The sequence below is a fragment of the Leptospirales bacterium genome, from assembly GCA_019694655.1.
Classification (GTDB): domain Bacteria; phylum Spirochaetota; class Leptospiria; order Leptospirales; family Leptonemataceae; genus SSF53.
This window is the reverse complement of the sequence record JAIBBN010000011.1, coordinates 49,885-75,254: the sequence shown is the minus strand read 5'-3', so window position 1 is coordinate 75,254 and position 25,370 is coordinate 49,885. Positions and strand designations below refer to the sequence as shown.

Below are 25,370 nucleotides of genomic sequence, written 5' to 3'. Positions count from 1 at the left end.
TAGAAGGGGCGCTATGCGGCGCAGGGCGGGCTCATGCAGCGAAATTTGATCATAATCGGCGGCGGCTTCTTGCAGCTTCCGCTCATTGAAACAGCACGGGCTATGGGCCTGTCGGCCGTCGTGTTCGATATGGCCAGCGATGCGCCGGGTATGCGCCTGGCAGAACATTGTGTCCAGATGAGTACGCGCGATATTGACGGTTGCGTCCGCGAAGCGAGACGACTGCGTAACTTGATGCCTCTGCACGGTGTAGTGACGGCTGGAACCGATGCCAGTCGTGCCGTCGCTGCAATTGCCGGCGCGCTGGAGTTGCCCGGTATTCGCTATGCGGACGCCGAGGCGGCCAGTAACAAAGCCCTGATGCGTAAGCGGCTTCGCGCTGCGGGCGTGCCCCAGCCAAATTTCGCCTCGGTCTGGTCGCTGAAGGAAGCGCGCGAGGCTATGGACGAACTGAGCTTTCCGCTGGTATTGAAGCCTGCTGACAACATGGGCGCTCGGGGCGTAATCAAGGTGCGCAATCGTGATGAAATCTATGCCGCATTTCGGCATGCCAAACGCCACAGTCCCACTGGCGAGATGATTCTTGAAGAGTTTATGCCCGGTCCTGAGCTATCCGTGGACGCGCTCGCGTGGCAGGGTCGTATTCAAATGACGGGAATCGCTGACCGCATCATTGAGCGGGAACCCTACTTCGTTGAGTTGGGACACAACATGCCCAGCGCATTGTCCGCCCGGGTACTGGAAGAAGCCGAGCAGGTCATGAAGTCCGCTATGGTTGCTCTAGGTATTCACACCGGAGCGGGCAAGGGCGACCTCAAAGTAACGCCCGATGGCGTGAAAGTTGGCGAGATCGCGGCGCGACTCTCGGGAGGCTTGATGTCTTCGCACACGTATCCGCTGCACAGCGGCGTCGACTTGTTGCGGGCGGCTATTCAGATTGCGCTGGGCGAAGAGCCCGATGCCCTCCTCGCGCGCAGACAACGCATTGCCATTGAACGAAGCATTGTGGCGCCGGCAGGAAAAATCCTTCGCCTCGAAGGGCGCGAGCGTATGATGAGCGTTCCAGGCATTGAACTTGTTCATTTTTCGAAGAAGGCGGGAGATCTGTTGCAGGAAGCTACCAGTAACATCGACAAGGTCGGTCACATTGTTGCTGTCGGGAACACATTGACCGAAGCGGAAGGCGCCGTCGCTGTCGCTATGCAATCGCTGGAGTTGCTAATAGATGAAACTTTCAGCGTTGACTGGAAGCGCGTCGAAGAGCTGGCGCGAGTCCGCTTCGGCGAACAGGTATGCTGGGTATGCAAGCAGTGCGATGGCGCGAACTGCGCCAGCGGCGTGCCTGGTATGGGCGGCGTTGGCCGCATGCGAACGTTTCAGGATAACAGCACAGCGCTGGCGGAATATTCAATTGTACCGCGATACATCCGTGATGCGGTCGCGCCGGACACGAGCCTCGAAATGTTTGGGCGGCGATTCGAATTTCCGATCATGGCTGCGCCGATGACCGGGGCTATTACCAATCTGCAGGGGGCTGTAGACGAGTTCAGCTTTGCGAGGATATTGCTGCAATCGCTTCGTGAACTTGGTGGAATTGCCTGGGTTGGCGACGGCGCTTCGCCTAACAAGTATCTGACCGTGCTCGAGGCCTTGCGCGCAGTCGACGGACACGGCGTGGCAATTTTCAAACCGCGGGTTGAGGCGGAAGCTCTGTTGCTTCGGCTGCGCGCTGCCGAAGACGCAGGTCTGGTCGCTGTCGGGATGGACATTGATGCAATTTCGCTCCGAACTCTTGAATTGCAACGGCAGAGAGGCGCCGCCCGTGGCATCGACGCTCTGCGCGCCTTGCGCGACAGCACCCGCCTGCCCTTCGTCCTGAAGGGGATCATGAGCGTGGAAGATGCGGAGGCCGCAGTCGACGTAGGGGTTGATGCCATTGTGGTCAGCAATCACGGCGGCCGCGTGCTTGATGATTTGCCAGGCGTGGCGAGGGTATTGCCCGGTATTGTTCGGGCCGTGGCCGGAAGGATAGCGGTACTTGCTGATGGGGGCGTTCGGTCGGGCCGCGACGCTTTCAAGCTGCTGGCGTTAGGAGCCGCAGGGGCCCTGGTTGGGAGACCGGCGGCTATTGCTGCAGTGGGCGGCGATGTCGCCGCAGTGAAATACCTGTTCCGTAGCTACGCAGACGAGCTGCGTAAAGCTATGGAAATATGCGGGGTCGGCGGCCTGGAAGACTTCCATTTCGGCCTTGTTCGGCGTGATGCGCCCGCGGGCGGCGTCCCGATGTCGTTCGGACACAACGCTGAATGATGAAAATACCTTGCTGAAAATTCGCGGCTGCCTATTCTACGGGTCTCCATGGATAGCGTGATTGAAGTAGAAGATCAGGGACGGGTCGCGCTTGTTCACTTACAGCTTCCGCACATTGATATGTTCAATGTTACAGAATTGCTGGAGGCCTTTCAGCCGGTCTTCAATAAGAAGCCGCCCTTTATCATTCTAGACATGAATCAGACACAATTCATTGATTCGTCCGGAATGGGCGGACTGATTCGAATTCATCAAGAAGTGAAATCGTACACCGGAGTGTTCATGGTCGCTGGTCTTACGCCGAAGGTAAATAACTTGCTGCGGCTCACACGCTCCAATCAATACCTTCGCTGCTTTGACACAGTGGCCATGGCCCTTGAGGCTGCTCGCTAATTATCCGCGGCCGGCGCCTTCGAAGCGGCAGCAACTCGACCGCGGCGCTTGTGCCGGAGCGCCAGCAGTCCAAGTGTAGCCAGCGCTACGAGGCCTGAAGCGCCGAGGATGATAGCCGTCCTGAGCCTTGATCGAAAGCGAGCTTCTGTGATTGTGGATTGGACGGGGGTACGGAAGCGAGCTCGTTGCATCATGTCGATGATATCCAGGGCCAGTGGCTGGTAGTCAAAGTCTGCCGCGGGTTCCGCTGCCTGACAGGCGACACGATATTCGAAATCCCTGGTCGCCGCGTAGGCCTGAATCCGCTTCTGGCGTCGCCCGTCGATGATGCGAATACGCGAGTAAACGATGCCGTCAATCCCGCTATCCATGGTTAATCGCTCGGTCCGCTGAACCCTTGAGTCAGCGCTGTTCTTCAGTTCCAATTCGATGCCCGAAGTACGGAGCAGATTGTCCTGGCAGGCCACAGCACAATGAAAGCGATGAATCGTTCCGCCCTGGCGGTAATCTTTCTCAAATGAGCTCAGGTTTTGCTCGTCGGCGATGATTCGGGCGCCGGACGGCGCTTGCCACTCCAGACCGCAGAGAATCATGGACGGTGATTCGGCCGGCAAGGACGCCGCCGAAAAAAAGAGAAGGCTTACGATGAGAAAAATGCGGAACATCGGGCGTAGATTGGACGTATGCCGGCAGGAGTTTGGGAAATGAATCGAATCACACTGCACGGCGTCTATCGTAGAAATACGCGCGGCCGCGCCTACATAATCTCCAAGGCGGAAACAGGCGCCTATGTCATTTACAGAGCCGCCGACACTCTACCGCTACGCAACGGAGAACTGGCCTATTTCAGCGGCATTGCTCGCGATGGTTGGCTATTCCCCGATCGAATTGCCAGCGACCGCAGCCCGAGACGCAATTCCCGGACGGGCGCATCAATTCCTTCTATTGCCAGGGCGTCGGCCTAGACTCGGAAACGAAGCGCAGCAGGAAGAATTTCGGCGTTCAGCGGTACGCTACCTACGTCCTCGCCGTCGCAATCGATCAAGGCCGCCGCTTCGCCTGCGGCTGGCTTGATACGCAGACCTTGCGCACGGCGTACGTTAACCCCCGGGCAGGATTGAATTGTCCCGTTGTAGAGATTCTTGCTGTACCAGAGCGATTGCAGCATGTTCCAATCCTCGATGAAGACGATGTCAAACCAGCCGTCTCCAATTCTGGACTCCGGGCTGATCTGCATACCGCCGCCAAAGAACTGACCGTTGCAAATAGCCAGAGTAACTATGCGGTGTTCGCTGCTGCGACCGTCGGGCCACTCGACGACAACGCCCTTCTTGCGATAGGTAAGAAGGCCGCCGGCTGAAGAGAGAAAATAGGATAAGCCGCCAAAACGCTTGGAGGATTGATTGACTGCCGAAACAACTTCGCCAGCCATTCCGCAGCCGGCGACATTGATGAAAAAGCGTTGGGCCTCCTTGCCGTCTTTTCCGCGGAATGTGAGGCGACCTACGTCTACGGGCGTCTCACGACCGTTCTTCACTGCCTCCAGGGCCAGGTTGAGATCAGCGGGTACGCCCAGTGAACGGCAGAAGTCGCCTCCGGTCCCGCGATTCACCACTGCCAACGGAGGCTTGCGGGCCGGAACGCCGGGCGCAAAGTAGCCATTCACGACCTCGGATATTGTGCCATCGCCGCCAACGACAACGATGCAGTCGGGCTTATTGCGCAGGGCCTGGGCGGTGATCCGGGTTGCCGCGCCTGGTGCGTCCGTAAAATCGTACGTAAATTCGCCCAGACGCGTCCGAATCATAGATTCCAGTTCCTGCCATGCTTTGCCTGTGGCGCCGCCAGAAGAACGGGGGTTGATCACGAAGTGGTACTTGCGCTGGAACATGCCGGTCGTACGGGAATGCGCCTCAAGGCAATGACAACTACAATTCACCGGTCCCAGAATGAGCTTTTACCCTGAAATCAAATACGATATAAACTATGCCCGCGAAAATCTTCGCTGGAATGGATGGGGCGCCTACGATCATCCCTTCTTGCTCGAAAAGCAAATGCCGGCAATTCTGAAGCGGCTGCATGCAGCGATTGGAATCGTGGATTCACGCAGTACGCCATCCATCGCTCAGGAACGGTTGCGGATGCCTTCCTGCCGTCTAAAACGCAGCCAGCTGGCGGCGCTGGAGAGAATACTTGGCCGCGGCCAACTCTCAACCAGCCGACTCGATCGGATATTGCATTCCCGAGGTCAAAGTTACTACGATCTCATACGAATTCGAAATGGTCTTCTTGGCCACTGGGTGGACGGCGTCGCCTTTCCGCGAAATGAAGCGACTTTACTTAAATTGTTTCGCTGGGCGGAAAGCAACCGCTGCGCCCTCGTGCCGGTTGGCGGAGCTTCAAGCGTGGTCGGCGGTATAGAGGCCCTGCCGGGCAAATGCCGCAGTGTTCTGGCTCTCAACCTTCAGGAATTCCGCGGTCTGCTGTCCTTTGATGAAGAATCGCGGATTGCCACATTCGGAGCTGGCGCCTACGGTCCGCTGGTAGAGGCGGCGCTGAATCAGCGAGGATATACCCTGGGCCATTTCCCGCAATCATTTGAATATTCAACGATTGGCGGATGGGCCGCTGCACGCAGCGCCGGCCAGCAATCGATGCGCTATGGAAAAATCGAGGACTTGATTGTTGCCTTACGCATTGTGACTCCCCAGGGGGTGATTGAAACACTTCGAGCGCCGGCGCAGGCTGCCGGGCCTGATTTGAAGAATGCCCTGGTTGGAAGCGAGGGAATCTTCGGGGTGATCAGTCAGGTAACTGTGCATATCCGCCCCTTGCCCGAAAGGCGTTCCTATTTTGCCGCTTACTTTCCAGATTTTTCGCACGGCCTTGCTTTTGTGCGCGAAGCGTCCGGGCTAGGTCTGGCAATGGCGCGGCTGTCGGATGCCGCCGAGACGCGGATGCTGGAGCAGTTAGCCTATGCCGGCGGGAGGTCGGGCATGCTAGCCCGGGTTAAACAGTCATTACAGGACCGTTTCCTGCGATTGATTGGCATGCACAGCCAGCGATCCCTCGCAGTCATTGGCGTAGAAGGCGAACGGACAGAATGCGATGCTTTGGAGGCGCGGGCGAGAAAGGCGCTTCGCCGCCATGGCGGTTTTTTTGTTGGGTACGGACCGGGTCGAAGCTGGCTGCGCGGCCGGTTCAATATGCCCTTTCTGCGAAACCATCTGATGGACCAGGGCATCGGCGTCGATACAATGGAAACATCCGTGCAGTACTCGAAGTTGTCGCAGCTGCACCAAAGTGTTCTGCAAACGCTTTCTGCTGCAACCCGGCACAACGTATCCATGGCGCATGTCAGCCACAGCTATGCCGACGGCGCTTGCCTGTATTTTACAACGATGTTCGACATCGATGAGCGCAACCCTGTTGACCAATGGCGACGCCTGAAACGCGCTACAACAGAATCGATCATTGCCGCCGGCGGTTCGCTATCCCATCATCACGGCGTGGGCGCCGATCATCGTGCCTGGTATTCGCGTACGTATGGAAAACATGCCGCGGCGCTTCTGGCAGCATGGAAGCGGGATCTTGATCCGGGCGGTATATTGAATCCGGATAAAGTGTTTAATCGGGCGGCAAAAGGAGACCGGCAATGAACTCTGAGGGCGGCTATGTTGTGAGCGGCGCCAGCCGCGGAATTGGCCGAGAAATTGTTCGGCAGCTGACGCGCAGCGGCGCACGGGTATTTGGCGGCGTCCGCGATCCGGCAGCAGCAGCTGCTGCCGATCTTGACGAATTTTCAGAACGTATTGAGTACCTGCCTCTTGACGTCTCCGACGGCGATTCTGCTCGCCGCTTCGCCAGTATTTTGCAGCATCGAAACACTAAGCTACTGGGGCTTGTCAACAACGCCGGCATATTGCCGGAGCAGTCGCCGGGACAAGGCGTCGAGGACGAAATTGAGGCGATGCGCGAGGCGTTGGAGACAAACACATTTGGCGCGCTGCGGCTGACGCGTCTGTTGGCGCCGATGATGAGCGCCGGCGGCTGCGTGGTCAATGTTTCCAGCGGCATGGGCCAACTCGCCGATATGAACAGCGGCTATAGCGCCTATCGCGTTTCCAAGACCGCCCTGAATGCTATCACTAAAATTCTTGCTGAAGAATACGGCGCCCGAGGGATCAAGGTAAACAGCGTTTGTCCGGGTTGGGTACGCACGGATATGGGCGGCGCGAGCGCCCCGCGAAGCGTTGAGCAAGGCGCTGATACAATTGTTTGGTTATTGCAGCAGGGTGCACGGGCGCCCGGTGGAAAGTTCCTCCGAGACCGGCAGGAAATTCCGTGGTAGGGTCCATTTCGGGCGCAATGCAGGCGGTCCTTTTCGATTTCGACGGAACACTTGCAGATACATGGCGTCTGTACATCGAGGCTTATCGCCGCACACTGGAATGGTTTCGAGGAGAGCCGCTGAATTCGGAGGAGATCATCGCCATGCGGCCAAAGGCGGAAATCCGGTTCTTTCTCGATCCGCTCTATCGGGACAATTTTGACCAACTGTATGCCAGGTTTCTTAGCTACTACGAGAAAGCGCATGATGAATTCTTTGACGGTTTCTATCCCGGGGTAAGAGAACTGTTGCTTGGACTTAGAAGCCGGCAATTGCGAATCGGCTTAATCAGCGGCAAGAGCCGACCCAGTTTCGTCGTTACCGAAAACCGTTTCGCGGAAGCAGACTTTGATGTCGCAGTTTTTGACGAGGATGTGAATCGTCCCAAGCCTGATCCTGAGGGGATTCTTCGCGCCTGCAACGCTTTAGGTTTGTCGCCGAATGATTGCTGCTATGTAGGCGATTCCAGTGTGGATCTACATGCGGCGCGTTACGCGGGCTGTTCCTTTGTGGCAGCGCTGTGGTCCAAAAACAGCGTAGAACAGGCCGAGTTTCGATCGCTCTGTGCGCCCTACGATGATGTACTCTTAAGCGAGGAACCTGGCGAACTGCTGCTCTGGCTCAACGAAGTTCAGAAACAATCGTAGTCTCCTGCATGCCGAGATCCAGAGCGCCGTCGCTACTGGCGATGGAGGCGTGGATTACATCGCCATCCTTCAAATAGCGGGGACTTTCTGCTTGTTTGCGGACGAAAAGTCGCATCAGCTGCGCCTCGGAATAGAAGAGTCCCAAAATGCGTCGCTGCCAGGCCTTGCCAACCTGCATTGCCACGCCGGAGGGCGTCCCCGTCAGGACAAGGTCGCCCGGAGCGAGATCAACGATTCGACTGAGCTCGCTGAGCGTCTCATGCGGCGGATAGATCATATTGGCGGCAAGTGAAGATTGACGGAGCTCGCCATTGACCCTGAGCTTAAGCTCCAGTTCGCTCCAGCGGCTTCGTTCCCTTCGTGTCGGCAGGAATATCCAGGGGCCGGTTGGACAGAAGCCACGATAGCTCTTGCCCTTGAACCATTGGCCCTGAGGTACTTGAACATCGCGCGCACTCAGGTCGTTGGCAATGATCATGCCGGCAACGTAGTCAAACAAATCATCCGCGCTGATGCTACGCGGTCTGTTCAGCGGCGTACCAATCACCAGACCGAGTTCAATTTCGTAATCCAGCAGCCGCACGCCATGGGGGCGGACAACGGCGCTGCGCGGTCCGTTGAGCGAGGAATCCGCTTTCTGGAATAGCAGGTTAAAGGTCTTGTCTTGTGGTCGAAAGCCAGTCTCCCGGATGTGCTCGAGATAGTTTTTTCCCTGGCAGATGATGCGGCAGGGCTGAGTAATCGGACTGAGCAATTCGGATTTCTCAATTGGACTCCCCGGGAGGCGGGCGACGTTCTTTCCCTGCGCGTAGGGCGCAGCGGCTTCAAGGGCCTCCGCCGTACTGAGCGGCCGATTCGAAAGTCGCAGCAGCCGACGTCCATCGACGAAAGCCCATCCGATTTGCTTGCCAGTGCGAACGCGAGCCAGCTTGAGTCCCATTGTACCTGCCCTGGCCTCAAGCAACCGAACGCTGGCCTCGGGTCAAGCGCTTGGCGCCTTTTCCATGCTTTCCAGCGCAATCCGCTCATTGTGGACCAGCCGTCCGTCGGAGGATCCCCCGCTGCATGGACTACGGGCGCTATCTCTGCTGATGATTCTTGGTCTGCACTACTGGTTGGCGCTGGGCCAACTGGGCATAGCGCCAGAGCCATCGCTGCTTGCAGAACGTTCATTGAATCGACTCGATTGCGGAATGGATCTATTTTTCGTGTTGAGCGGGTTCCTTATTGCACGAATGCTCAAAGATTCTCCGACCTTGGCGGCGGGCCAGTTCTACTGGAACCGCTTGATACGTATCGCGCCGGCGTTTCTGATCTTCGTGGCCTGCAACGCCCTGGTTGTCCTGTATTTCGCATCTCTGGCCGGGACGCAAGGGAATGCGATTCGCCGCGAACTGATCGTCGGGTTGTGCTATGATCTGCTCTATCTGAACAATTACGCCGGCCATAGCACCGCGATCCACCTCTGGTCGCTGGGAGTCGAGGTGCAGTTCTACCTGGTTGCGCCGTGGATTTTTTGGGCGCTTCGAAAAGTTAAGTGGGCATGGCCACTGTTCTTGGCGCTGGCATTGATTACGCCTTTCGCATTACGGCTGGCTTACGGGGTGCAGGGCGCCGCTTATCAATTTACCCACCTGCGAATGGATTCGCTTGCTGCGGGATCCCTTGTCGCCTTCCTGCCCTCGCCCGTAGAATCACAATTGCTATCGTCACTGCGAAGCTTAGGCGCTTTGCTGGCGGCCCTGGCTCTGGCGTTTTGCTTACTTTGCCCGGAAACGGTTGGCGGCTACTCAGCGTGGCGGTACAGCCTGCAGCATGTTGCATTTGCAACGCTGCTCTGGCTAGCGCTGGCCCCGGGCGCCTTACGTTTTCTGCTCAGCGCACGCGTCTGGTTGCCGATTGCCAGAGTAAGTTACGGCGCCTATCTATGGCATATGCTTGCCGGCGGTTATGGCGCAAGCGCCTGGCTAAATTCAAAGGGAGCAACAATTACTCAATGGCAGCTGGTTGTCGGCTTTTTTGTATTTGTTGGGATGGCGATTTTGGCCGGCCTGGTATCGTTTATCGTTCTGGAGTCTCCGCTGCTGCAATTGCGACGCGGGCATCGGAAATAGAAAAGCCGGCCCCCCTCGAGGCGCCGGCCCGAACAAGTGACAACTCTGTCAGTAATTATTGAGCTTCGTTGACCAGCTTATGAAGCTCTTCAAGCGATGCTGCGACTTTGACGCCTGGGATATTCGTTCCAATGGTGGCGACGAAGGAGCCCTTTACATCGCCTCTGAATGAAGTCAGGGTGATGCGGTAAACTCCGCGAACCAGAGCCTTCAGCGGATCATTCAAGTCGGTCTGCGCACGGAGCAGCGAATTGTAGGCCGAGCCGCTGGGATTTGCCGGAACTTCGCTACTGTCATCATTGGTTGCCAACGTTTGCAGAGCGCGTCCGCCATTGCGAATCCTTGCAGGATCGATGATGTCCATGCGCTCCAGCACGAGATAAGTGTCGAAGAAGGACTGCGGATCGCCCGCAAAGTTGTCTTTGAAAGACTGGCTGACAAAGTCCGCGTTCGTTGCGTCAGACGGCGAGTACATGCTGATGCCGACCTCATCAATTGCCGCCGGAACCCAGAAATACAGGTAGTAGGCGTTTTTGCCATTGTATTGACCATCCGGGCGCGTTCCGGGTTTGATATATCCCAGATATTGAACGTAGCTTACGTACGGCGCGGAAACCATTCCACCGTAGCTGTTTGAGCTTGAAAGATGCCCGGTCTTGCAGCCAGCCAGCGCAAATAGCGAGATTGCCGCCAGAAGCGCAGCCCCCATCAGTTTTGACTTCATCGTGTCCTCCAAAGTTTGCCAGGTAATGTCGAGAGCCTGGTTCCAGGTGGAACCGGAGGCGCCAACCCGGCGCAATCGCCAGGAGCGTTGCCATTACAGCCGGGTTAGCAAAGTGTGAGTGGTCAAGAGTTTCTGAGTGAGAGAAAGGAAAAATGCAGTCGCGGCGTGTTAAACTGCGGATTTTGCCGACGGCTTGCGAAAAAATACGATCGCGGCGCCAGTAGCGCCAAAGCAGGGCGAGACCAGGGCGCCGATGGCGGGCACCAGCAATAGCAGCAAAGCTGCCAATCCATTGCCAAACATTTCCGGATAGTTATTGCGAGCCAGCTCGCGGCGCTGCCGCGCGCGCGGCGCTTCTCGCTCAAAAGGCAAATCAAAATTGCTGCGACCGTTCACGTAGCTCTGGGCAATGATATTGATCGCAGGTTGGAAGGGGCCAGTCGGGAGGCTTACCAACAAAGCAATCAATCCGCCAATAGCCAATTTGGCGCCTAGCCAGGCGCCCAGCGCAACATTCCAGGCGTCCTCGCGTATCCGCGTCCGGCGCGATTCTCCGCGCTCGATTCGTTCTATGGCTTCCACCAGCGGTCCAAGAAAGGGCGCAACCAAAATGCTGATCAGGGCGCGATAGGAGACGAAAGCTAGCACCAGTGCTGCAATCAGTGAAACTACACTCACCACCGCGGATAGCCACGCGGGCGTATTTTCCGCTGTCCGGCCAAGGTATTGCAGAATTTCGGCTGTCGCCATCCCGGCGCCCAATCCAAGGGCGTGGGATACAAAATAGTAAATCGCAGCTACCAGCCCGGCCGCTACTACGAAGCTCAGCGCCAGCGGAGTAAATGCATAGCTCCACAGCCCGTGCCGCGTGAGGTAAGCAGGCGCGCCAAATACGGCGCGGAAACTGCCAAAGAAACGCTGCGCCGCAGTGGTCATTATCTACTCCCAGGCGCAAGCACGCAAGCGCCGACGCCTATGCCATCAATCTTCCAGCAATCGTAGCAGGTTGTCGCCTGGAATTTGCTGCAATCCCATGTGGTGGAGTAATCGCGCGCGATTGTCGGCAACGCTGATATTCTGGAGTTCGAGCGCTCCAATTCGATCGCGCGGCGAAAAAGCCGAATCGGTCTTTTCCATACTGAGCTTTTCAGGATTGTATGCGGCGCCGGGCGCTTCAGTTGAGACCAGCGTATAGTCGTCGCCTCGCCGCAACTCCACGGTAACGCGGCCGTCGACTGCGCCGGCTACCCAGCGGATCAAGGCTTCCTTGAGCGCCATCGCCTCCGGGTCATACCAACGACCTTCGTAGAGCCAGCGCGCCAGTCTGCGGCCCAGTTGAGCATAGGTATCGAGCGTATTTTCATTGTGAATGGCGCTCAGCAGCCGCTCATAGCAAAGACTCAATAGCGCCATTCCTGGCGCCTCGTAAATTCCCCGGCTCTTCGCTTCGATTACGCGGTTTTCGATCTGGTCGCTCATTCCCAGGCCATGCCGCCCGCCAATGGCATTTGCTTCCAGGAACAACTCAGCCAATGAAGAGAAGGCGCGACCATTGATGCCCACCGGCCTTCCTGCTTTAAAATCGATGGCAACACGCTCGCGATCTATGTGAACTTCGTCTCTCCAGAAGGCGACGCCCATGATCGGTTCAACAATGTGCATGCTACGATCGAGATGTTCGAGATCCTTTGCTTCATGCGTCGCTCCAAGCATATTGGAATCGGTGCTGTAGGCCTTTTCCACGGATGTCCGGTAAGGCTTCCCTATTTGGACAAGGTATTCGGACATCTCGCGCCGCCCGCCAAAGCGCTCCACAAAGGCTTCATCCAGCCACGGCTTGTAAATCATCAGTTCCGGATTTACCAGCAGGCCATAGCGATAGAATCGCTGAATATCGTTGCCCTTGTGGGTGCTGCCATCGCTGAAAATATGAACATTGTCTTCCTGCATGGCGCGGATGATTGCCGTGGAGGTAACTGCGCGCCCCAACGGCGTCGTATTAAAGTATCGTTTTCCGCCCGTAGTAATGTGGAAGGCGCCGCACTGAATTGCCCGAAGTCCTTCGCGCGCCAGCGATTCGCGACAGTCGATGATTCGAGCGCCGTCGGCCCCGTAATGAGTAGCAATGCCAGGAATACTGCCGACGTTCTCCTCATCGGGCTGCGCTAGATCTGCGGTGTAAGCGTGGACCAGGAGACCTTGCTCTTTCATCCAGGCGACGGCGGTTCTGGTATCCAGCCCCCCGGAAAAAGCGATGCCGATCCGCGCGCCAGCGGGCGGCAATTTGGAATAGATTCTGGCCATGCGGTCGCGTGGCGGCAGCGGCTCAGTCTGTAAATCAGAATGAATTGCCGGTCCCAAAAGTGTCATTGACGGGGCCCTGACCTAAGACTTGCCTCGAATCGTGCCTATCTTTCTGAATCACCAGCCGGCGGAGTTGCGAATTCAGCGGCGCGAAGTAAAGGCCGACTTGCTTTATGAAAATTCGCGTGAATTGGCCTTTCGCGTCGCCGCCTCAGAGATGGCGCAAGAGGCGCCATCCGTCGGCGCGCTCGACCAGTTGCGTGAGATGCTGGGTCCCAAATCCGTACGGGTGGTCTACCGCCAGGGCAACTATCGGTGTATTTTCGAGTCGCGGATGAACCTTCTGGAGGCGGATCGCAGTTGCCCTGATGGCAGTTATGTTTTGACTCTTCAGTTGCCGGCAAGAGTACGACGAATACTGGACCTGTCCTCGAATCTCGGGAATGGATGATGGATTTCCCAGGCAGCGTGTATCAAAATGCAGAATTGCAGGTCGCGGCCTGGCGACAGCAACGGGCGCCGGGTCCAGCTGTCGCTCCTGCGCCACTGGCGCCGTCGCCGGCTGAACTCATTGCCCATAATGGCGATGAGTTTCTAGTTCAAGCAACGCGACTCATCTGGGGACGAAAACCCGGACCAAAGCAGCTGCGTCACCTGCGCAACAGGCTGGCGGAAACGCGCAGCAAGGCGGCGGTGCTGTGGGATTTACGATTGCGCTACGAAGGGCGATTGCAAGGGAGCCCGCTGCAGCCATTGCTTATTCTATTGCCGGCAGCGCTGATTGGGCTTTGCCGCCAAAGGCTGAAACTTGACGGCAACAAATGAAACGCGCCGCGCAGCCATTCTCGCGCCGGCATGGGAACGTGATGATGCGGTGGGCAATGACGTTCAGGGGATGGCGGATGCACTTCGACGACAGGGTTGGGAAACCTGCGTCTTTGCACCCAATGGCGAGCGCGGCCTTACGTTTCGACATCCGCGTCGCCTGCCAGGATTTCTGCGCAACCGCCGTGATCTATTGATCTATCACTACTGCATCGGCTGGCCAGAGGCGCTGCAGCGTCTTCGTGATACGCCAGCGCAGGTCGTCATCAAGTACCACAGCATTACGCCGCCGCAATTCTATGAACCATACAATCCTGCCATCGCAGCAATCTGTGAGCAGGGCGTTGCTATGCTTGCGGAGTTTGCGCAACTTGACGGCGTGCGCTGGCTGGCCGATTCAGCTTACAACGCCGCCGAGCTGGCGGCCCATGGCCTGGAGGCCGGGCGAGCGGCGATCGTGCCGCCCTTTCACCGCATTGAGCAGATGCTGGCCGAACCGACGGACCTGCGCCGTTTTGCGGCCTGGCGCGCCAGCAGCGTTGAACAACCGCGATTTGTAATGGTGGGCCGCATCGCGCCAAATAAAGGATACGTCAGGCTGCTCCAATCCTTTGCCGAGTTGATTGCCCAAACGGGCAGAGCTGCGCAGCTGATCTTGCCGGGTCGGCGTTCGGCACAGATCCCTGACTTTAATCAGCAGCTCGATTTGCTAATCGCGAAACTTGGAATTTCCGAAAACGTGTGCTGGGCCGGTCGACTGAATAGCGCCGCTCTAAAGGCCGCCTATCTGGCGGCAACGGCCTTCGTAAGTTTGAGCGAACACGAAGGGTTTTGCGTTCCTCTGGTGGAAGCAATGGCTCTGGGCACGCCGGTCATCGCGGCAGCTGCCGGGGCCATGGCCGAGACCCTTGGCGATGCCGGGCTCGCAGTGACACGTTCGGAACCACTGGAAATTGCCGCCTTGCTCTGGGAAACGGCCCAAGATACCGAACTCTGTCTGGCGATGGCGCAGCGCGGGCGCGCCCGTTATCTCGAATGCTTTCATCCGCAACGGATTGAAGAACTCTTTCTGGCCGCAGTGGATGCGGAGCGAGCGCAACCCACTGTCCGGGAGCTTCGCAATTGAAAGAACGCATCGCCGTCATTGTGCAACGCTGGACGCCCGAAGTTGTTGGCGGTTCGGAACGCAATGCAATGCGAATTGCTCGCTACCTTGAGCCCGCTTTCAAATGCGAATTGCTGACAACAACGGCAAGCGACGCCGAAAGCTGGCGCAATGAGCTGCCATCTGGCGTGGAAATCTACGAGGGAATGCTGGTTCGTCGATTTCCGGTGATTGGCGAGCGCGGAAGCTACTGGCGAAAGTTGCACGCGCAAATGACCGGCGCATTCCGAGAGTTCGAAGCGGGAGACTCGTTGGCCGACGCGGCTGCCGCCATTTACAGCGAATGGAGCGTTGCTGCGCAACTGGAATGGCTGCGCGCCCAGGGTCCGTACTCGCCGGAACTTGCGGACTTTCTCTATCGTAACCGAAATGAGTATCGGGCATTCATATATGTGACTTATCTTTATGCTCCCACATATTTTGGTATGGAGACGACGCCGCCGTCTCGCAACCTGCTGGCGCCGACCCTGCACAATGAACCCGTCGCTTATTTGCCGATTTTTGGCGCTATGGTCCGTCGCGCGCGCGCCCTGATTTTCCACAGCGATGCGGAAGGCGCGCTGGCGCAACGCTTGTGGGGGGCTTGCGACCATCTGACGCTGCCGGTGGGCATTGATCAAACGCCGGCGCTCTCTGGACCGCTGCCATCAGGCATTCGCGCCCCTTATCTGCTCTACAGCGGTCGCCTGGATGCTGGCAAGGGACTTCCCGGGTTGATTGATGCCTGCAATCCGCTCAAGGGTACAGTGCAACTTGTACTGACCGGAGAAGGACCAATGCACATTCAGGCAGCTGACTGGCTAAGGAACTGTGGCTTCGTCAGCGATGAACTGCGGCGGCAATTGATGGCCCAAGCGCTTGCCTTTATTATGCCCAGCGTCATGGAAAGTTTTAGCATTGCCAGCCTCGAAGCAATGGCCCAGGGAACTCCGCTCATAGCCCTGCGGGCAAGCGCTGTGCTGCGTGAACACGTCGAGCGCAGCGGCGGCGGATTGCTTCTGGATGACTGGTCCGAACTTGGCGACGCGGTTCATCGCTTGCTGGCGGCGCCGGACTGGTGCAATCAGCTTGGCGCGCGCGGGCGAAAGTATGTTGCTGATCAATTTGACGATCAACGTGCGGCTGACCTGTTAGTGGGGAGCGTACGTCAGTGGACGCGGCCGCTTAAGGGCTGACGACGTCGCGCAGATATTCCGGCTGGGCCTGCCACACCACCATGGCGCGACCTGCGGGATTGGGTTGTGGTACATTCAAAGCCAGCATCGAACCAGGCGTGAAGTAGAAGCCGGAATCGCGCAGGCCAGTGAGCCAGGCCGCGACTTGCATCACTTCCGGAGAATGAAAGACCCACAGGTTGCAGCCGCCGGCGCGGTCCTCATAGAAGATAGTTTCGTAATCTTCGATGTCGGCGCCGGGCTTCAACCGTGAATCCGTTTCCGGTTGCGGGGCCTTGCCATTGAGCTTGCTCAGGGTTTGTGCGACTATTTCCGCGGTCTGTGTGGCCCGGAGCAGCGGACTGTGGCGAATATGAAGCATCCCCCAGTGGCAGCCGCTGAGCAAGCGAGCCATGCGACTGGCATCGGACCTGCCCTGGGCGGTCAGCGCTCGCGAATCATCATCGTCGCCGGGGGCAGCCTCGGCGTGTCGCATCAGAACTAGCTTCACGGGTCCAGAGCAGGGACGCGGCGGTGACAGGCCAAGTCGAAATACGTGAATTGATGGACTGCCGGGTCGCCGGCAGCGACAGCGGCCCCATGGCCAATGCAGCCGTCATCGAAGCTCACTCTCTGACCAAGAACTATGGCGCGGCGCCCGCCTTGCGTAGCCTGGATCTACGCGTTGGACGCGGCGAGATTTTTGGCTTCCTGGGCCCCAATGGCGCAGGCAAAACTACCTTTATCAAGATCTTGCTCGACTTCATTCGAATCACGGCAGGCGAAGTGCAGATCCTGGGGAGCGCTCCGGCCGATCTGGACCGCCGCCGAATTGGCTACCTGCCGGAACGTATTGCTATTCATCCATTCTTGAGCGGACGCGAGTTTCTCCACTACCATGCCAGACTGCTGGCAATTCCACGCTCCGAACGGGCCAGTCGCGTGGCGCGAGTGCTCGAGCGCGTGCACATGAGCATGGATGCCGATCGGCGCGTGGGAACCTACTCCAAGGGTATGACGCAACGGATCGGCATCGCCCAGGCCTTGCTTGGCGACCCTGAGATCTTGCTCCTGGATGAGCCAATCTCAGGGTTGGATCCCATTGGCATTCAACAGATGCGCGAGATCATTCTTCAGGAGCGTGAGCGCGGCGCGACGGTGCTTGTAAATTCCCATCAGTTGCTGGAAGTAGAGAAGACCTGCGATCGCGTTGCAATCTTGAATCGTGGCCTTGTGGTAGCGCAGGGCAGTCGCGACGAAATCGCAGCGCGAAGGGGACTTTCGCTTACGGTCGATGCGATGACCGACGCGATTCGCGGCGCCATTCTTGCCGCCGACGCAGCTGCCTCAGTCGAAGGCTGTACCGCGACTTTGCAGATCACGGATGAAGAAAGAGAGCGCAAATTTCCTGCATCTATCGTCGAAGCAGGCGGACGGATCTTGAACTACTCGCAAAGTCGCGAGAGTCTGGAAGAAGTATTCTATCGATTGGTGAAGGGCGCCGGGGCCTAGCTCAAGATTGCTTCCGGAGAGGATGAAGCATATGATGCAGAGATTGGAACTGAGTTTGCAGCGCATTGGCGTCATTGCTGGCCTGACTTACCGGGAAGCAGTACGGCGGCGACTTCTGGTCATATTGCTGGCCGGATGCTTTCTTTTTATGGGTCTGGGTTTCGGCTGCGGGGCCACTTGCCGGGCCGTTACCGATTCTGGACGCAAGCAGCAGCGGGTTGAGTACGAGCAGAGCCTGATGCAAGCGGGAATACCGGCCGAGCAACGCGCCGCGATGTTGGCGGAAATGGATAGCCGCAGTCCTTCCGACGATGCCGTTGCGGCAACCGTGAAGAATCTTCTGGTTACCATTTCTTTTTTTTCGCTCACTTCCTGGGTCTTCTTGCTTGCCCTTTTCTTTACGCCCTTTCTGGCCCTGGCCGATTTGCGCACAAGCATGCATACGCTCTTGCTGGCGCGTCCGGTTGCACGCTGGGAATACCTGGTCGGGAAGTATCTCGCGGTACTTGGCATCCTGGTCGTCTCCGGCGGGCTGCTGGTAGCCTGTTATTTGCCGCTGATGAAGCTTTCTACGGGCTTCTGGGGCGAGGAGCTTTTGCCCTCCATGTTGATTGCCCTGGAGGGTTTTGCGCTTTGGACGATGCTGCTATTCTTTCTAACAATTTGGTTGGGCAGGTTCCCGGCGGTCTTTCTTTCGCTCCTCCCGCTCGCGCTCAGTTTTATTCCATCCTACTTCCTGATGTCCGGGCGAATGCCGGAAAGTGAGGTATTCCGTCCGGTGGTTTATCTGCTGGGTTACGGATTGCCACAGATCGGCCTGAATCTCTTCTACGCCTATACGGAGATTATGTCGCGGATTCCCGAGTTGCGCGGAGGACTCCAACAACTTGGTTTGGGTCAAATTGGCGCAAATGCCGGGCAGATTTCATTGGCCATCAATTTGGCCTGGATCGTTGGACTGGGGGCGGCCTCCATCGCGTTATTCAAGCGTCGCGAACTGGAAAACTAGCTGAAAAATTACTCCCGGCTTGTGAGCGGGCGCGTTCTGGAATTGCGCCCTGCAAAGCCGAAGATTAGGAATGGCCACAGGAATCCCCGCCGTGAGTACCAATCAGGCCTTGCAGCAAATTAACGACAATATTGACGTCGCCGTGCGTGACGGGCGTGCCCTGACGCTTAAGACGCACCGCATGACGGACCTCGTGGAAAAGCACATCCAGCATGCCATCGAGAGCATTCTTGATAAGAATGCTCGGCCGCAGCTGGTGACAACGGTCTATACGATCCTCAAAGAGCTGGTAATCAATGGTTGCAAGGCGAACCAGAAGCGGGTCTTTTTTGAGGAGCGCGGACTGAGCATCAACAACGAAGCCGACTACGCCCGCGGAAACGAAGAATACAAACGGATCTTCTCCGAGCAGATGGCCTTCGAGTACGGGCAGAAGGCGCGAACGAAGGGTTACTTCTGTTTGATCGATTTTCAGTTCGATCAGGATGGCCTTACCGTGGAGGTCGTCAACAACACGGGCATTGCGCGGCAGGAAGAGGCGACGATGCGCGAGAAGTTCAAGAAAGCGATGAGCTACAATGATATCGCTGAATTCTACATGGATCAGGCAATGTCCTCCGAATCCGAGGGGGCGGGGCTTGGTATTGCTTTGATCATCATCCTGTTGAAGGGCGAAAATATCGATCCTGGAATGTTTCGCATCATTACTGAAAAAGATCGCACGATGGCGCGCCTTGAAATCCCGTTCACCGAAAAATTTATCAGCAAACGCTCCCTCGAGCGCAGCCAGTAAGCGCGTCAGTCCGCCGCTGCGGATCAGCGTATGCCTGATCTTGCACAATGAGGCGATCCGACTTGAGCGCTGTCTGCAGTCCGTTCGCTTCGCGGATGAAATCGTCGTCGTTGATAGCTTCAGCAGCGATGACACAGCCAGGATTGCTCGCCGCCACGGCGCCAGAGTCGTTGCTCGCCGCTTCACAGGTTACATCGACCAGAAGAACTTTGCCATTTCATTGGCCCGCGGCCGCTGGATCCTGGTTATTGACGGCGATGAAGTTTGCAGCGAGGAGCTGGCGCTGGAGCTGCAGGAAATCGCCGCCCAGTTAACGCCAGCATTCCAGGTTTACAAACTGCCGCGCATCAGCTACTACCTCGGTCGTTGGATCAAACACGGCGGCTGGTTTCCCGATTACAATATTCGCTTCTTTGTTCGAGGCGCCGCTGACTTTCAAGGAGGGCGGGTTCATGAAACCGGGCGCACCGCGCTACCAACGGGCGTCACCAGCGGCGTTCTGGAACATTACGGTTATGCCGATCTCAGCGATCATCTGCAACGGATCGATCGTTATACCAGCATGGCTGCCAGCGATCGTGTTGGTTCTGGTAAACGCAGCTCCCCACTTGCAGCCGTGATCAAGGGAATCTGGAAATTCCTGGTCATCTATTTGTTTCGCGCCGGCTTTCTCGATGGCTATGCGGGGCTGGCGCTTGCTTCGATGGGCGGATACTACAATTTCCTGAAGTACGCCAAGTTGTGGGAGGTGAACCAGAGATTCAGGGACTTTCGCAATAGCAATGAGCGAGCAAAAGGCCGGCCGGTATGAGTCGTCTGGGGGCCTTGCTTTCGCTCTACGAGCGGCGCGATGCAATACAGGATGAGAGGTCAACGAGCGCCGTAGAGCCGCCGCTGGGCGCGCAGAAAAGGGATAGCGAAGAGCTCTTCGACCTGAGTTTCGAACGTCTCGGGGAAGGCGCGTTGCTACGCCGCTGGCGATCCGATGATCCGCAGGCCGGTCGCTTTCGCTTTTCCAGGTACATGCCGCTTTCGCTGAGTCCTTTGCTGGAGCTTGCCTTGTGGCCCGGCGCCCAAACCGTAGCCGCCGACGAAATCGCCTTTCTCGATGTGGAAAGCACCGGGCTCTCGCGCGGAGTTGGAGTCGTTCCCTTTTTGATAGGCCTCGCGATGATTGATTCCAGCGGCGTTTCAGTAGAGCAAATTCTGATGCCGTCGCCCAGCGCAGAGGAGCGCTGTCTGGAATATTTGAGCTCGCGGCTGTCTTCCTTTGAGTATCTGGTTACCTTTAACGGAAAATCCTTCGATGCTCCCCTGATTCGCAATCGCCTGCTCCTGCACCGAAGGCCACAGTTGCCGCGCCTGGCACACTTTGATCTGCTACACGTCTTTCGGAGATTGATTTCCCGCGAGGCAATGCCCGGGCGAAGACAGGCGGATCTGGAGCGCGAACTGCTTGGCCTCGATCGAGGCGACGATCTTCCGGGAGCAGAAGCGCCGCAGATTTACTTTGATTGGCTCAACTACGGCCACGATGCTGGCATGGCTCGTGTCCTTGAGCACAACCGACTGGATCTGGTCGGCATGTGCTTTCTGATGCTGGAGGCCATACATATCTATGAACGGCGCGATGGCGGTCGGCGACTGCTGCGCTCCGGGTTGGCGCGAACCCTGCTGCGCAATCAACACATTGAAGAAGCGATCGTAATGCTTGGTTCAAGGCTGGAAGAGGATCGGGATGCGCCCTTGCGCCGCCGTGATTTAATCCTGCTGGCCCAACTTTATCGAAGGCTTGGCCGAAATAGCGACGCAGCTCAAGCCTTGTGGCAAGCAATTCGGGACCATGACTGCGATGTGTCGCGGATGATGTTGATGCGCCTGCAGGAGCATCGGTTGCACGACTACGATGGGGCATTGGCGCTCTGCCTCGAAATGTTGGTCAAGGCCAGCAGGACAGAAACGGTCTACGGGGCGGAGGAATTGGGTCGCCGGCGCCTGCGCCTGGAACGCAAGCGCCAGCGGCAATCGGCTTGACCGGCGCTTCAGGATTATGTCCTTTCCAATTTCGGGGCCGGACCATGAATCTTCCGCAATTTCTCGACTTTCTGAATGCAGATCCCCATTTTTCTCCGTGCATCACCGGCAGCGTTACTCTGCCGGCGGCCGACGCCGAATATGCCTCAGCTCCGCCGGAGCTGGATCCGCGCCTGTTGAGGGCCCTGCAGGGCCGCGGAATCCGGCAACTTTACTCCCATCAGAGTGAAGCGGTGAGCGCAGCGCTTTCTGGAAAAAACACGGTGGTGGTCACGCCTACGGCCTCGGGCAAATCGCTGACCTACATGCTTCCAATCTTTCAGCGCAAGCTAGAGAAGCCACACGCTCGCGCCCTGCTACTCTTTCCAACCAAGGCCTTATCCCAGGATCAGCAATCGGCTCTAAATCTCTTCAACGACGCCTGTGGCACGGACTTTCGCATCTTCACCTACGATGGCGATACGCCTCCAGCAGCGCGCCGGAAGATTCTGGAGGCCGGCGACTTTGTCATCACCAATCCGGATATGCTGCATGCCGGAATCCTGCCGCATCACACGCAATGGATCAAGCTCTTTGAGAACCTGGAGTTCGTGGTACTCGACGAAGTTCATACCTACCGCGGCGTTTTTGGCAGTCATGTTGCCAATCTGCTGCGGCGCTTGCAGCGCATTGCCGCCTTCTATGGCGCGCGCCCGCAATTTCTGGCAAGCTCGGCAACTATTCTAAATCCAGGCGAGCACGCTGAACGTCTTGTTGAACAAAGATTTCATTTGGTAAACCGGAACGGGGCTCCGCGCGGCGAGCGCAACATAGTGTTCTACAATCCGCCGGTCGTGAATCGGCAACTTGGAATCCGCGCTTCTTCTCTAAAGGAAGCGGCGGCGCTTGGCGCCTTCTTGCTCAAGAATCACATTTCGACCATTTTCTTTTGTCGCAGCCGGATGCGCGTCGAACTGCTTTTCACCTACCTCTGCGAACGGTGTCCAGAATTGCGCCAGCAGATACGAGCGTATCGCGGCGGCTATCTGCCCAACGAGCGACGTCGCATTGAGCGAGAGCTGCGCGAAGGCAAAGTAATCGGCGTCGTCAGCACCAACGCTCTGGAGCTGGGCGTAGATATTGGCCTTCTGGAAGTCTCGGTTACTTTAGGCTATCCGGGCAGCATAAGCAGTCTTTTGCAACAGTTTGGCCGGGCTGGTCGGCGCGGCGGTCCTTCGTTGTCGGTGCTGCTTGCTACTTCTGACGGCAGCGATCAGTATCTGATTTCGCATCCCGATGCATTTCTGGAAAAGAATCCGGAACAGGCGATGATCAATGCTGACAATCTGCTGATTGCTGCAGATCACATCAAGTGTGCAGCTTTTGAACTTCCCTTTTCCGAAGGCGATACGTTTGGCGCCTTTCCGGGCCTGAAGGAGGTGCTCGACTACCTGAGTGAACGACGCATCTTGAATAAGAGCGGCGAAAAGTATCACTGGATGAGCGATGTCTATCCCGCAAATACCTTCAGCATGCGCTCTGGCCCGCGCGAGAACTTTGCGATCATCGACGTTACGGAAAAAAGTCGGGAGGAGGTAATTGGAGAAATTGATCTGTTCGCAGCGCCGGTTACTGTTCACGAACATGCCATCTACATTCATCAGGGGCGGCAGTATTACGTGGAGCAACTATTGTGGGAAGATCGCCAGGCCCGCGTTCGCCGCATCGACGTCGACTATTATACTGATGCGCAAGATAAAGTTGAGCTTACGGTTCTTGAGGAAGAGGAGCGTCCGCGACGCGGCGGATTCGATCTTCGCCGCGGCGAACTGATGCTGCGCGTCAAGGCCGTGATGTTTAAGAAAATCAAACTGGAGACCCATGAAAATCTGGGATGGGGCGACATACATACTCCGGAAATTGAAATGCATACTCAGGGCGCCTGGATTCTGGTACCCGAGGAACATCCGCTTCATCGTCGTCTGCCCGCTGCTCAACTTGGAGCAGCCTTGAATGCTGCAGCCTCTGCGCTTGGAGTTGTAGCGCCTTTGTTTACGTTATGTGATCCGCGCGACATCCGGGTACGCGCCGAAGTTCGCATGGTTAGTTTCCGCCTGCCGGCGATCTATTTTTACGATTCCTTTCCGGGCGGCCTGGAACTCAGCTATCGCATTATCGAAAATCTACCGGTTGTCGCCGCCGCAGCCCGACAGCTCGTAGCCGATTGCGTCTGCAACGATGGCTGTCCTTCCTGCACCGGTGCGCCTGCGGAAGAGGGCAACCTGAAGGCGCTGGCGACGGAGATGCTTGGATTCCTGTGCGAAGACGGCGCAGCATTTGCCAGCGAACTATCGCCGACTCAGGAACATTCGCCTTTGGAGACAGTTCGCTCCAGGGCGTCGGCCTCCCCCGGTTCAAAAGAATGAATTTTGCCCGCATCGCTCCAGCTGCGATGAAGCGCGGCTGGATTCTGGCATTGCTGACGGCGGTCTGGGCCGCCATCTACTTGCTGCCGGGTAGCCAGAGCGCTGCTCTGCTGCAGCAGGGCGATGAGCCGATGCACGCTGCAACTGTCCAGGATACATTGCGCTCGGGGCATTGGCTTCTGCCACAGCTGAATGGCGAAATCAACTACTTCAAGCCGCCGCTGCTATTCTGGACGGCCACACTTCTGGCATCCCTGGCCGGGGAGCAAATCTTCGTATTGCGTCTATCATCCTTTCTTTTCACATTGCTGGCGGCCGCTGGCGTCGCCGCCTGCGTACGTCTTGCCCGTCAGTCGTTGTGTCAGGCAACAATTGCTGCATTGATCTATCTGTCGCTCTTTGGCGTAGCACGCTTTTCGCGCCTGCTGATGATGGAGCAAGGCATGGCGGCCAGTCTGATCTGGACCGCATTCTGGATCCTGAAAGCTGAGGGCGCCGGAAGAATTGGCGCGGCGGCGGCTGCAGCATTCTTTGCCGGTGTATTTTCGCTCGCCGGTCTCCTCCTTAAGGGTCCGGTATTTTGCGTCTATACAACCATTGTCTTTTGCAGTGTTCACTCCTTTGCCATCTTGCGAATGCCCGGCAAGCGATTCGCTCGGCGCCTGCGGCGGACGGCTCTCCAGGGAATCTTTTTGGCCATGCCTTTGACAATTGTTTGCTTGAGCGTGTGGCTTATCGAGCCAACAGATCGCGTGCGCGAGGCCTTATTGCACTTTCTCATATTCGAGAATCTTGCAAAATTTGGCGGACAAAACCAGTCGGAGTTCCGGCTGCTGGGCGGGTGGCTGCTGTATTCGCTGCCCTGGAGCCCGCTATTGCTTGGCGGCTGGCTGTTCGCGTTTCGCGGCCCGATTTTGACTCGCTCCCGAAGGCTGGCCGCACAATTGGCTGTTGCCGTTCTATTGCTTACATTGCTGCATTTTTTGCCGGACCGAAAGGATAGCTACTATGTTGTTCCCTTTCTGCCGGCGGCGCTGACGGCAGCAATTCTCCAACCGACGCCTCGCTGGCCGCAATGGCTCTGGCGGGCAGGATGGGCGGGAGCGTTTGCTATCTTCCTCTTTCACGTAGGTCTCCTTCCAATACTTTCTCGTCCGTTGCTCCCGACGGCGCAAGCTGCGACAATTGGCAGCGAACTCTGTCTTGTCAGCCGCCGCGCCTGGGATGCGTACCTGATTCGAATGTACTATCCCCGGCTTAGCGTCTGGCATGCATCCTCGGCAGCCAGCACGATCAGCTGCGCCGATGGCGTTCGACCAATTCTAATTGCTGGGCCAAGCCGCAGCCAGATTCCGGATGGATACCATCTGCAATCGAAGTGGCCGCTCTGGTTGCGCAAAAGCGATGCTTCAAGCTCGCAGATGAATCTTTCAGCCTTAACGGAGACAGCCGGATTGTTTCGACCGGGACCTCAGCCATGAGGCGCTTGATGCACGTCCGATGGGGAGGGCTCTACGTTCTGATTGCGTTGATCTTGAGCTTCGCCCTTGGCCGCCGAATCTTCTTTTCAAGCGAGACCGCAGGCGGCGTG

Annotated in this window: 25 protein-coding genes; 18 read left to right on the top strand and 7 right to left on the bottom strand. The window is 57.3% G+C overall.

Annotated features, from left to right (window positions below; translation table 11 throughout):
* Nucleotides 1-33 precede the first annotated feature (33 nt).
* Together K1X75_14090 and K1X75_14085 are read left to right on the top strand one after the other, a co-directional pair.
* Nucleotides 34-2,310, top strand: a complete 2,277-nt coding sequence (locus K1X75_14090) for an alpha-hydroxy-acid oxidizing protein (protein MBX7059192.1) — start codon at nucleotides 34-36, stop codon at nucleotides 2,308-2,310.
* Between the two features lie 48 nt (nucleotides 2,311-2,358).
* Nucleotides 2,359-2,703 (top strand): STAS domain-containing protein, encoded by a 345-nt coding sequence (locus K1X75_14085; GenBank protein MBX7059191.1) that lies wholly within the window; start codon nucleotides 2,359-2,361, stop codon nucleotides 2,701-2,703.
* Here K1X75_14085 and K1X75_14080 read toward each other — a convergent pair.
* Nucleotides 2,700-3,296 carry a hypothetical protein gene (locus K1X75_14080; protein MBX7059190.1) on the bottom strand — a complete coding sequence of 199 codons (597 nt, stop codon included), beginning with the start codon at nucleotides 3,294-3,296 and terminating at the stop codon, nucleotides 2,700-2,702. The two genes, K1X75_14085 and K1X75_14080, sit on opposite strands and share 4 nt — an antisense overlap.
* A 111-nt stretch (nucleotides 3,297-3,407) precedes the next feature.
* On the opposite strand from K1X75_14080, the gene K1X75_14075 reads away from it, so the two are divergent.
* Nucleotides 3,408-3,668, top strand: coding sequence for a hypothetical protein (locus tag K1X75_14075; GenBank protein MBX7059189.1), 261 nt, complete (start codon nucleotides 3,408-3,410; stop codon nucleotides 3,666-3,668).
* On the opposite strand, the gene K1X75_14070 is transcribed toward K1X75_14075, so the two are convergent.
* Nucleotides 3,665-4,594 (bottom strand): diacylglycerol kinase family lipid kinase, encoded by a 930-nt coding sequence (locus K1X75_14070; protein MBX7059188.1) that lies wholly within the window; start codon nucleotides 4,592-4,594, stop codon nucleotides 3,665-3,667. The two genes, K1X75_14075 and K1X75_14070, sit on opposite strands and share 4 nt — an antisense overlap.
* 58 nt (nucleotides 4,595-4,652) lie before the next feature.
* Here K1X75_14070 and K1X75_14065 point away from each other — a divergent pair, with 58 nt between their 5' ends.
* From K1X75_14065 to K1X75_14055, 3 genes are read left to right on the top strand one after another with little or no spacing between them, the layout of a single operon-like run.
* Nucleotides 4,653-6,362: an FAD-binding oxidoreductase gene (locus K1X75_14065; protein MBX7059187.1), complete on the top strand. Its 1,710-nt coding sequence runs from the start codon at nucleotides 4,653-4,655 to the stop codon at nucleotides 6,360-6,362.
* Complete coding sequence (locus K1X75_14060; GenBank protein MBX7059186.1) at nucleotides 6,359-7,054, top strand: SDR family oxidoreductase; 696 nt, start codon at nucleotides 6,359-6,361, stop codon at nucleotides 7,052-7,054. The genes K1X75_14065 and K1X75_14060 overlap by 4 nt, the downstream gene beginning before the upstream one ends.
* A gap of 17 nt (nucleotides 7,055-7,071) precedes the next feature.
* Nucleotides 7,072-7,740, top strand: coding sequence for an HAD family hydrolase (locus tag K1X75_14055; protein ID MBX7059185.1), 669 nt, complete (start codon nucleotides 7,072-7,074; stop codon nucleotides 7,738-7,740).
* Here the strand turns inward: K1X75_14055 and K1X75_14050 are convergent.
* Complete coding sequence (locus tag K1X75_14050; protein ID MBX7059184.1) at nucleotides 7,715-8,680, bottom strand: fumarylacetoacetate hydrolase family protein; 966 nt, start codon at nucleotides 8,678-8,680, stop codon at nucleotides 7,715-7,717. The genes K1X75_14055 and K1X75_14050 overlap by 26 nt on opposite strands.
* On the opposite strand from K1X75_14050, the gene K1X75_14045 reads away from it, so the two are divergent.
* Entirely contained in the window at nucleotides 8,670-9,854 is a 1,185-nt protein-coding gene (locus K1X75_14045; GenBank protein ID MBX7059183.1) for an acyltransferase, read from the top strand. The genes K1X75_14050 and K1X75_14045 overlap by 11 nt on opposite strands.
* Nucleotides 9,855-9,909: 55 nt before the next feature.
* On the opposite strand, the gene K1X75_14040 is transcribed toward K1X75_14045, so the two are convergent.
* The 3 genes from K1X75_14040 to argG all read right to left on the bottom strand — a co-directional run bounded on the left by K1X75_14040 (nucleotide 9,910) and on the right by argG (nucleotide 12,882).
* Complete coding sequence (locus tag K1X75_14040; GenBank protein ID MBX7059182.1) at nucleotides 9,910-10,578, bottom strand: Lipl32 family lipoprotein; 669 nt, start codon at nucleotides 10,576-10,578, stop codon at nucleotides 9,910-9,912.
* 168 nt (nucleotides 10,579-10,746) lie between these two features.
* Nucleotides 10,747-11,514: an EI24 domain-containing protein gene (locus K1X75_14035; GenBank protein ID MBX7059181.1), complete on the bottom strand. Its 768-nt coding sequence runs from the start codon at nucleotides 11,512-11,514 to the stop codon at nucleotides 10,747-10,749.
* Nucleotides 11,515-11,559: 45 nt separating this feature from the next.
* Nucleotides 11,560-12,882: an argininosuccinate synthase gene (gene argG / locus K1X75_14030; GenBank protein MBX7059180.1), complete on the bottom strand. Its 1,323-nt coding sequence runs from the start codon at nucleotides 12,880-12,882 to the stop codon at nucleotides 11,560-11,562.
* 100 nt (nucleotides 12,883-12,982) lie between these two features.
* On the opposite strand from argG, the gene K1X75_14025 reads away from it, so the two are divergent.
* Genes K1X75_14025 through K1X75_14010 form a run of 4 tightly spaced genes read left to right on the top strand, consistent with a single transcriptional unit; the run spans nucleotide 12,983 to nucleotide 16,047 of the window.
* The gene (locus K1X75_14025) at nucleotides 12,983-13,333 is read left to right on the top strand and encodes a hypothetical protein (protein ID MBX7059179.1); all 351 of its coding nucleotides are present in this window, start codon (nucleotides 12,983-12,985) and stop codon (nucleotides 13,331-13,333) included.
* Nucleotides 13,330-13,707, top strand: a complete 378-nt coding sequence (locus K1X75_14020; protein MBX7059178.1) for a hypothetical protein — start codon at nucleotides 13,330-13,332, stop codon at nucleotides 13,705-13,707. Before K1X75_14025 ends, K1X75_14020 begins: the two co-directional genes overlap by 4 nt.
* Nucleotides 13,691-14,833, top strand: coding sequence for a glycosyltransferase (locus K1X75_14015; protein MBX7059177.1), 1,143 nt, complete (start codon nucleotides 13,691-13,693; stop codon nucleotides 14,831-14,833). Before K1X75_14020 ends, K1X75_14015 begins: the two co-directional genes overlap by 17 nt.
* Entirely contained in the window at nucleotides 14,830-16,047 is a 1,218-nt protein-coding gene (locus K1X75_14010; protein ID MBX7059176.1) for a glycosyltransferase family 4 protein, read from the top strand. Before K1X75_14015 ends, K1X75_14010 begins: the two co-directional genes overlap by 4 nt.
* Here the strand turns inward: K1X75_14010 and K1X75_14005 are convergent.
* Entirely contained in the window at nucleotides 16,037-16,537 is a 501-nt protein-coding gene (locus K1X75_14005; protein ID MBX7059175.1) for a histidine phosphatase family protein, read from the bottom strand. The genes K1X75_14010 and K1X75_14005 overlap by 11 nt on opposite strands.
* A gap of 89 nt (nucleotides 16,538-16,626) precedes the next feature.
* Here K1X75_14005 and K1X75_14000 point away from each other — a divergent pair, with 89 nt between their 5' ends.
* The 7 genes from K1X75_14000 (at nucleotide 16,627) to K1X75_13970 (ending at nucleotide 25,260) form a co-directional block, all read left to right on the top strand.
* A complete protein-coding gene (locus K1X75_14000) occupies nucleotides 16,627-17,538 on the top strand; it encodes an ABC transporter ATP-binding protein (protein MBX7059174.1) in 912 nt (303 codons plus the stop codon).
* Between the two features lie 31 nt (nucleotides 17,539-17,569).
* Nucleotides 17,570-18,547 carry a hypothetical protein gene (locus K1X75_13995; GenBank protein MBX7059173.1) on the top strand — a complete coding sequence of 326 codons (978 nt, stop codon included), beginning with the start codon at nucleotides 17,570-17,572 and terminating at the stop codon, nucleotides 18,545-18,547.
* Nucleotides 18,548-18,617: 70 nt separating this feature from the next.
* Nucleotides 18,618-19,340: a histidine kinase gene (locus K1X75_13990; GenBank protein ID MBX7059172.1), complete on the top strand. Its 723-nt coding sequence runs from the start codon at nucleotides 18,618-18,620 to the stop codon at nucleotides 19,338-19,340.
* Between the two features lie 40 nt (nucleotides 19,341-19,380).
* Nucleotides 19,381-20,151, top strand: a complete 771-nt coding sequence (locus K1X75_13985; protein ID MBX7059171.1) for a glycosyltransferase family 2 protein — start codon at nucleotides 19,381-19,383, stop codon at nucleotides 20,149-20,151.
* Nucleotides 20,148-21,374 (top strand): ribonuclease H-like domain-containing protein, encoded by a 1,227-nt coding sequence (locus tag K1X75_13980; GenBank protein MBX7059170.1) that lies wholly within the window; start codon nucleotides 20,148-20,150, stop codon nucleotides 21,372-21,374. The genes K1X75_13985 and K1X75_13980 overlap by 4 nt, the downstream gene beginning before the upstream one ends.
* 44 nt (nucleotides 21,375-21,418) lie before the next feature.
* Nucleotides 21,419-23,779, top strand: coding sequence for a DEAD/DEAH box helicase (locus K1X75_13975; GenBank protein MBX7059169.1), 2,361 nt, complete (start codon nucleotides 21,419-21,421; stop codon nucleotides 23,777-23,779).
* Nucleotides 23,776-25,260, top strand: coding sequence for a glycosyltransferase family 39 protein (locus K1X75_13970; protein MBX7059168.1), 1,485 nt, complete (start codon nucleotides 23,776-23,778; stop codon nucleotides 25,258-25,260). Before K1X75_13975 ends, K1X75_13970 begins: the two co-directional genes overlap by 4 nt.
* Nucleotides 25,261-25,370: the final 110 nt, after the last annotated feature.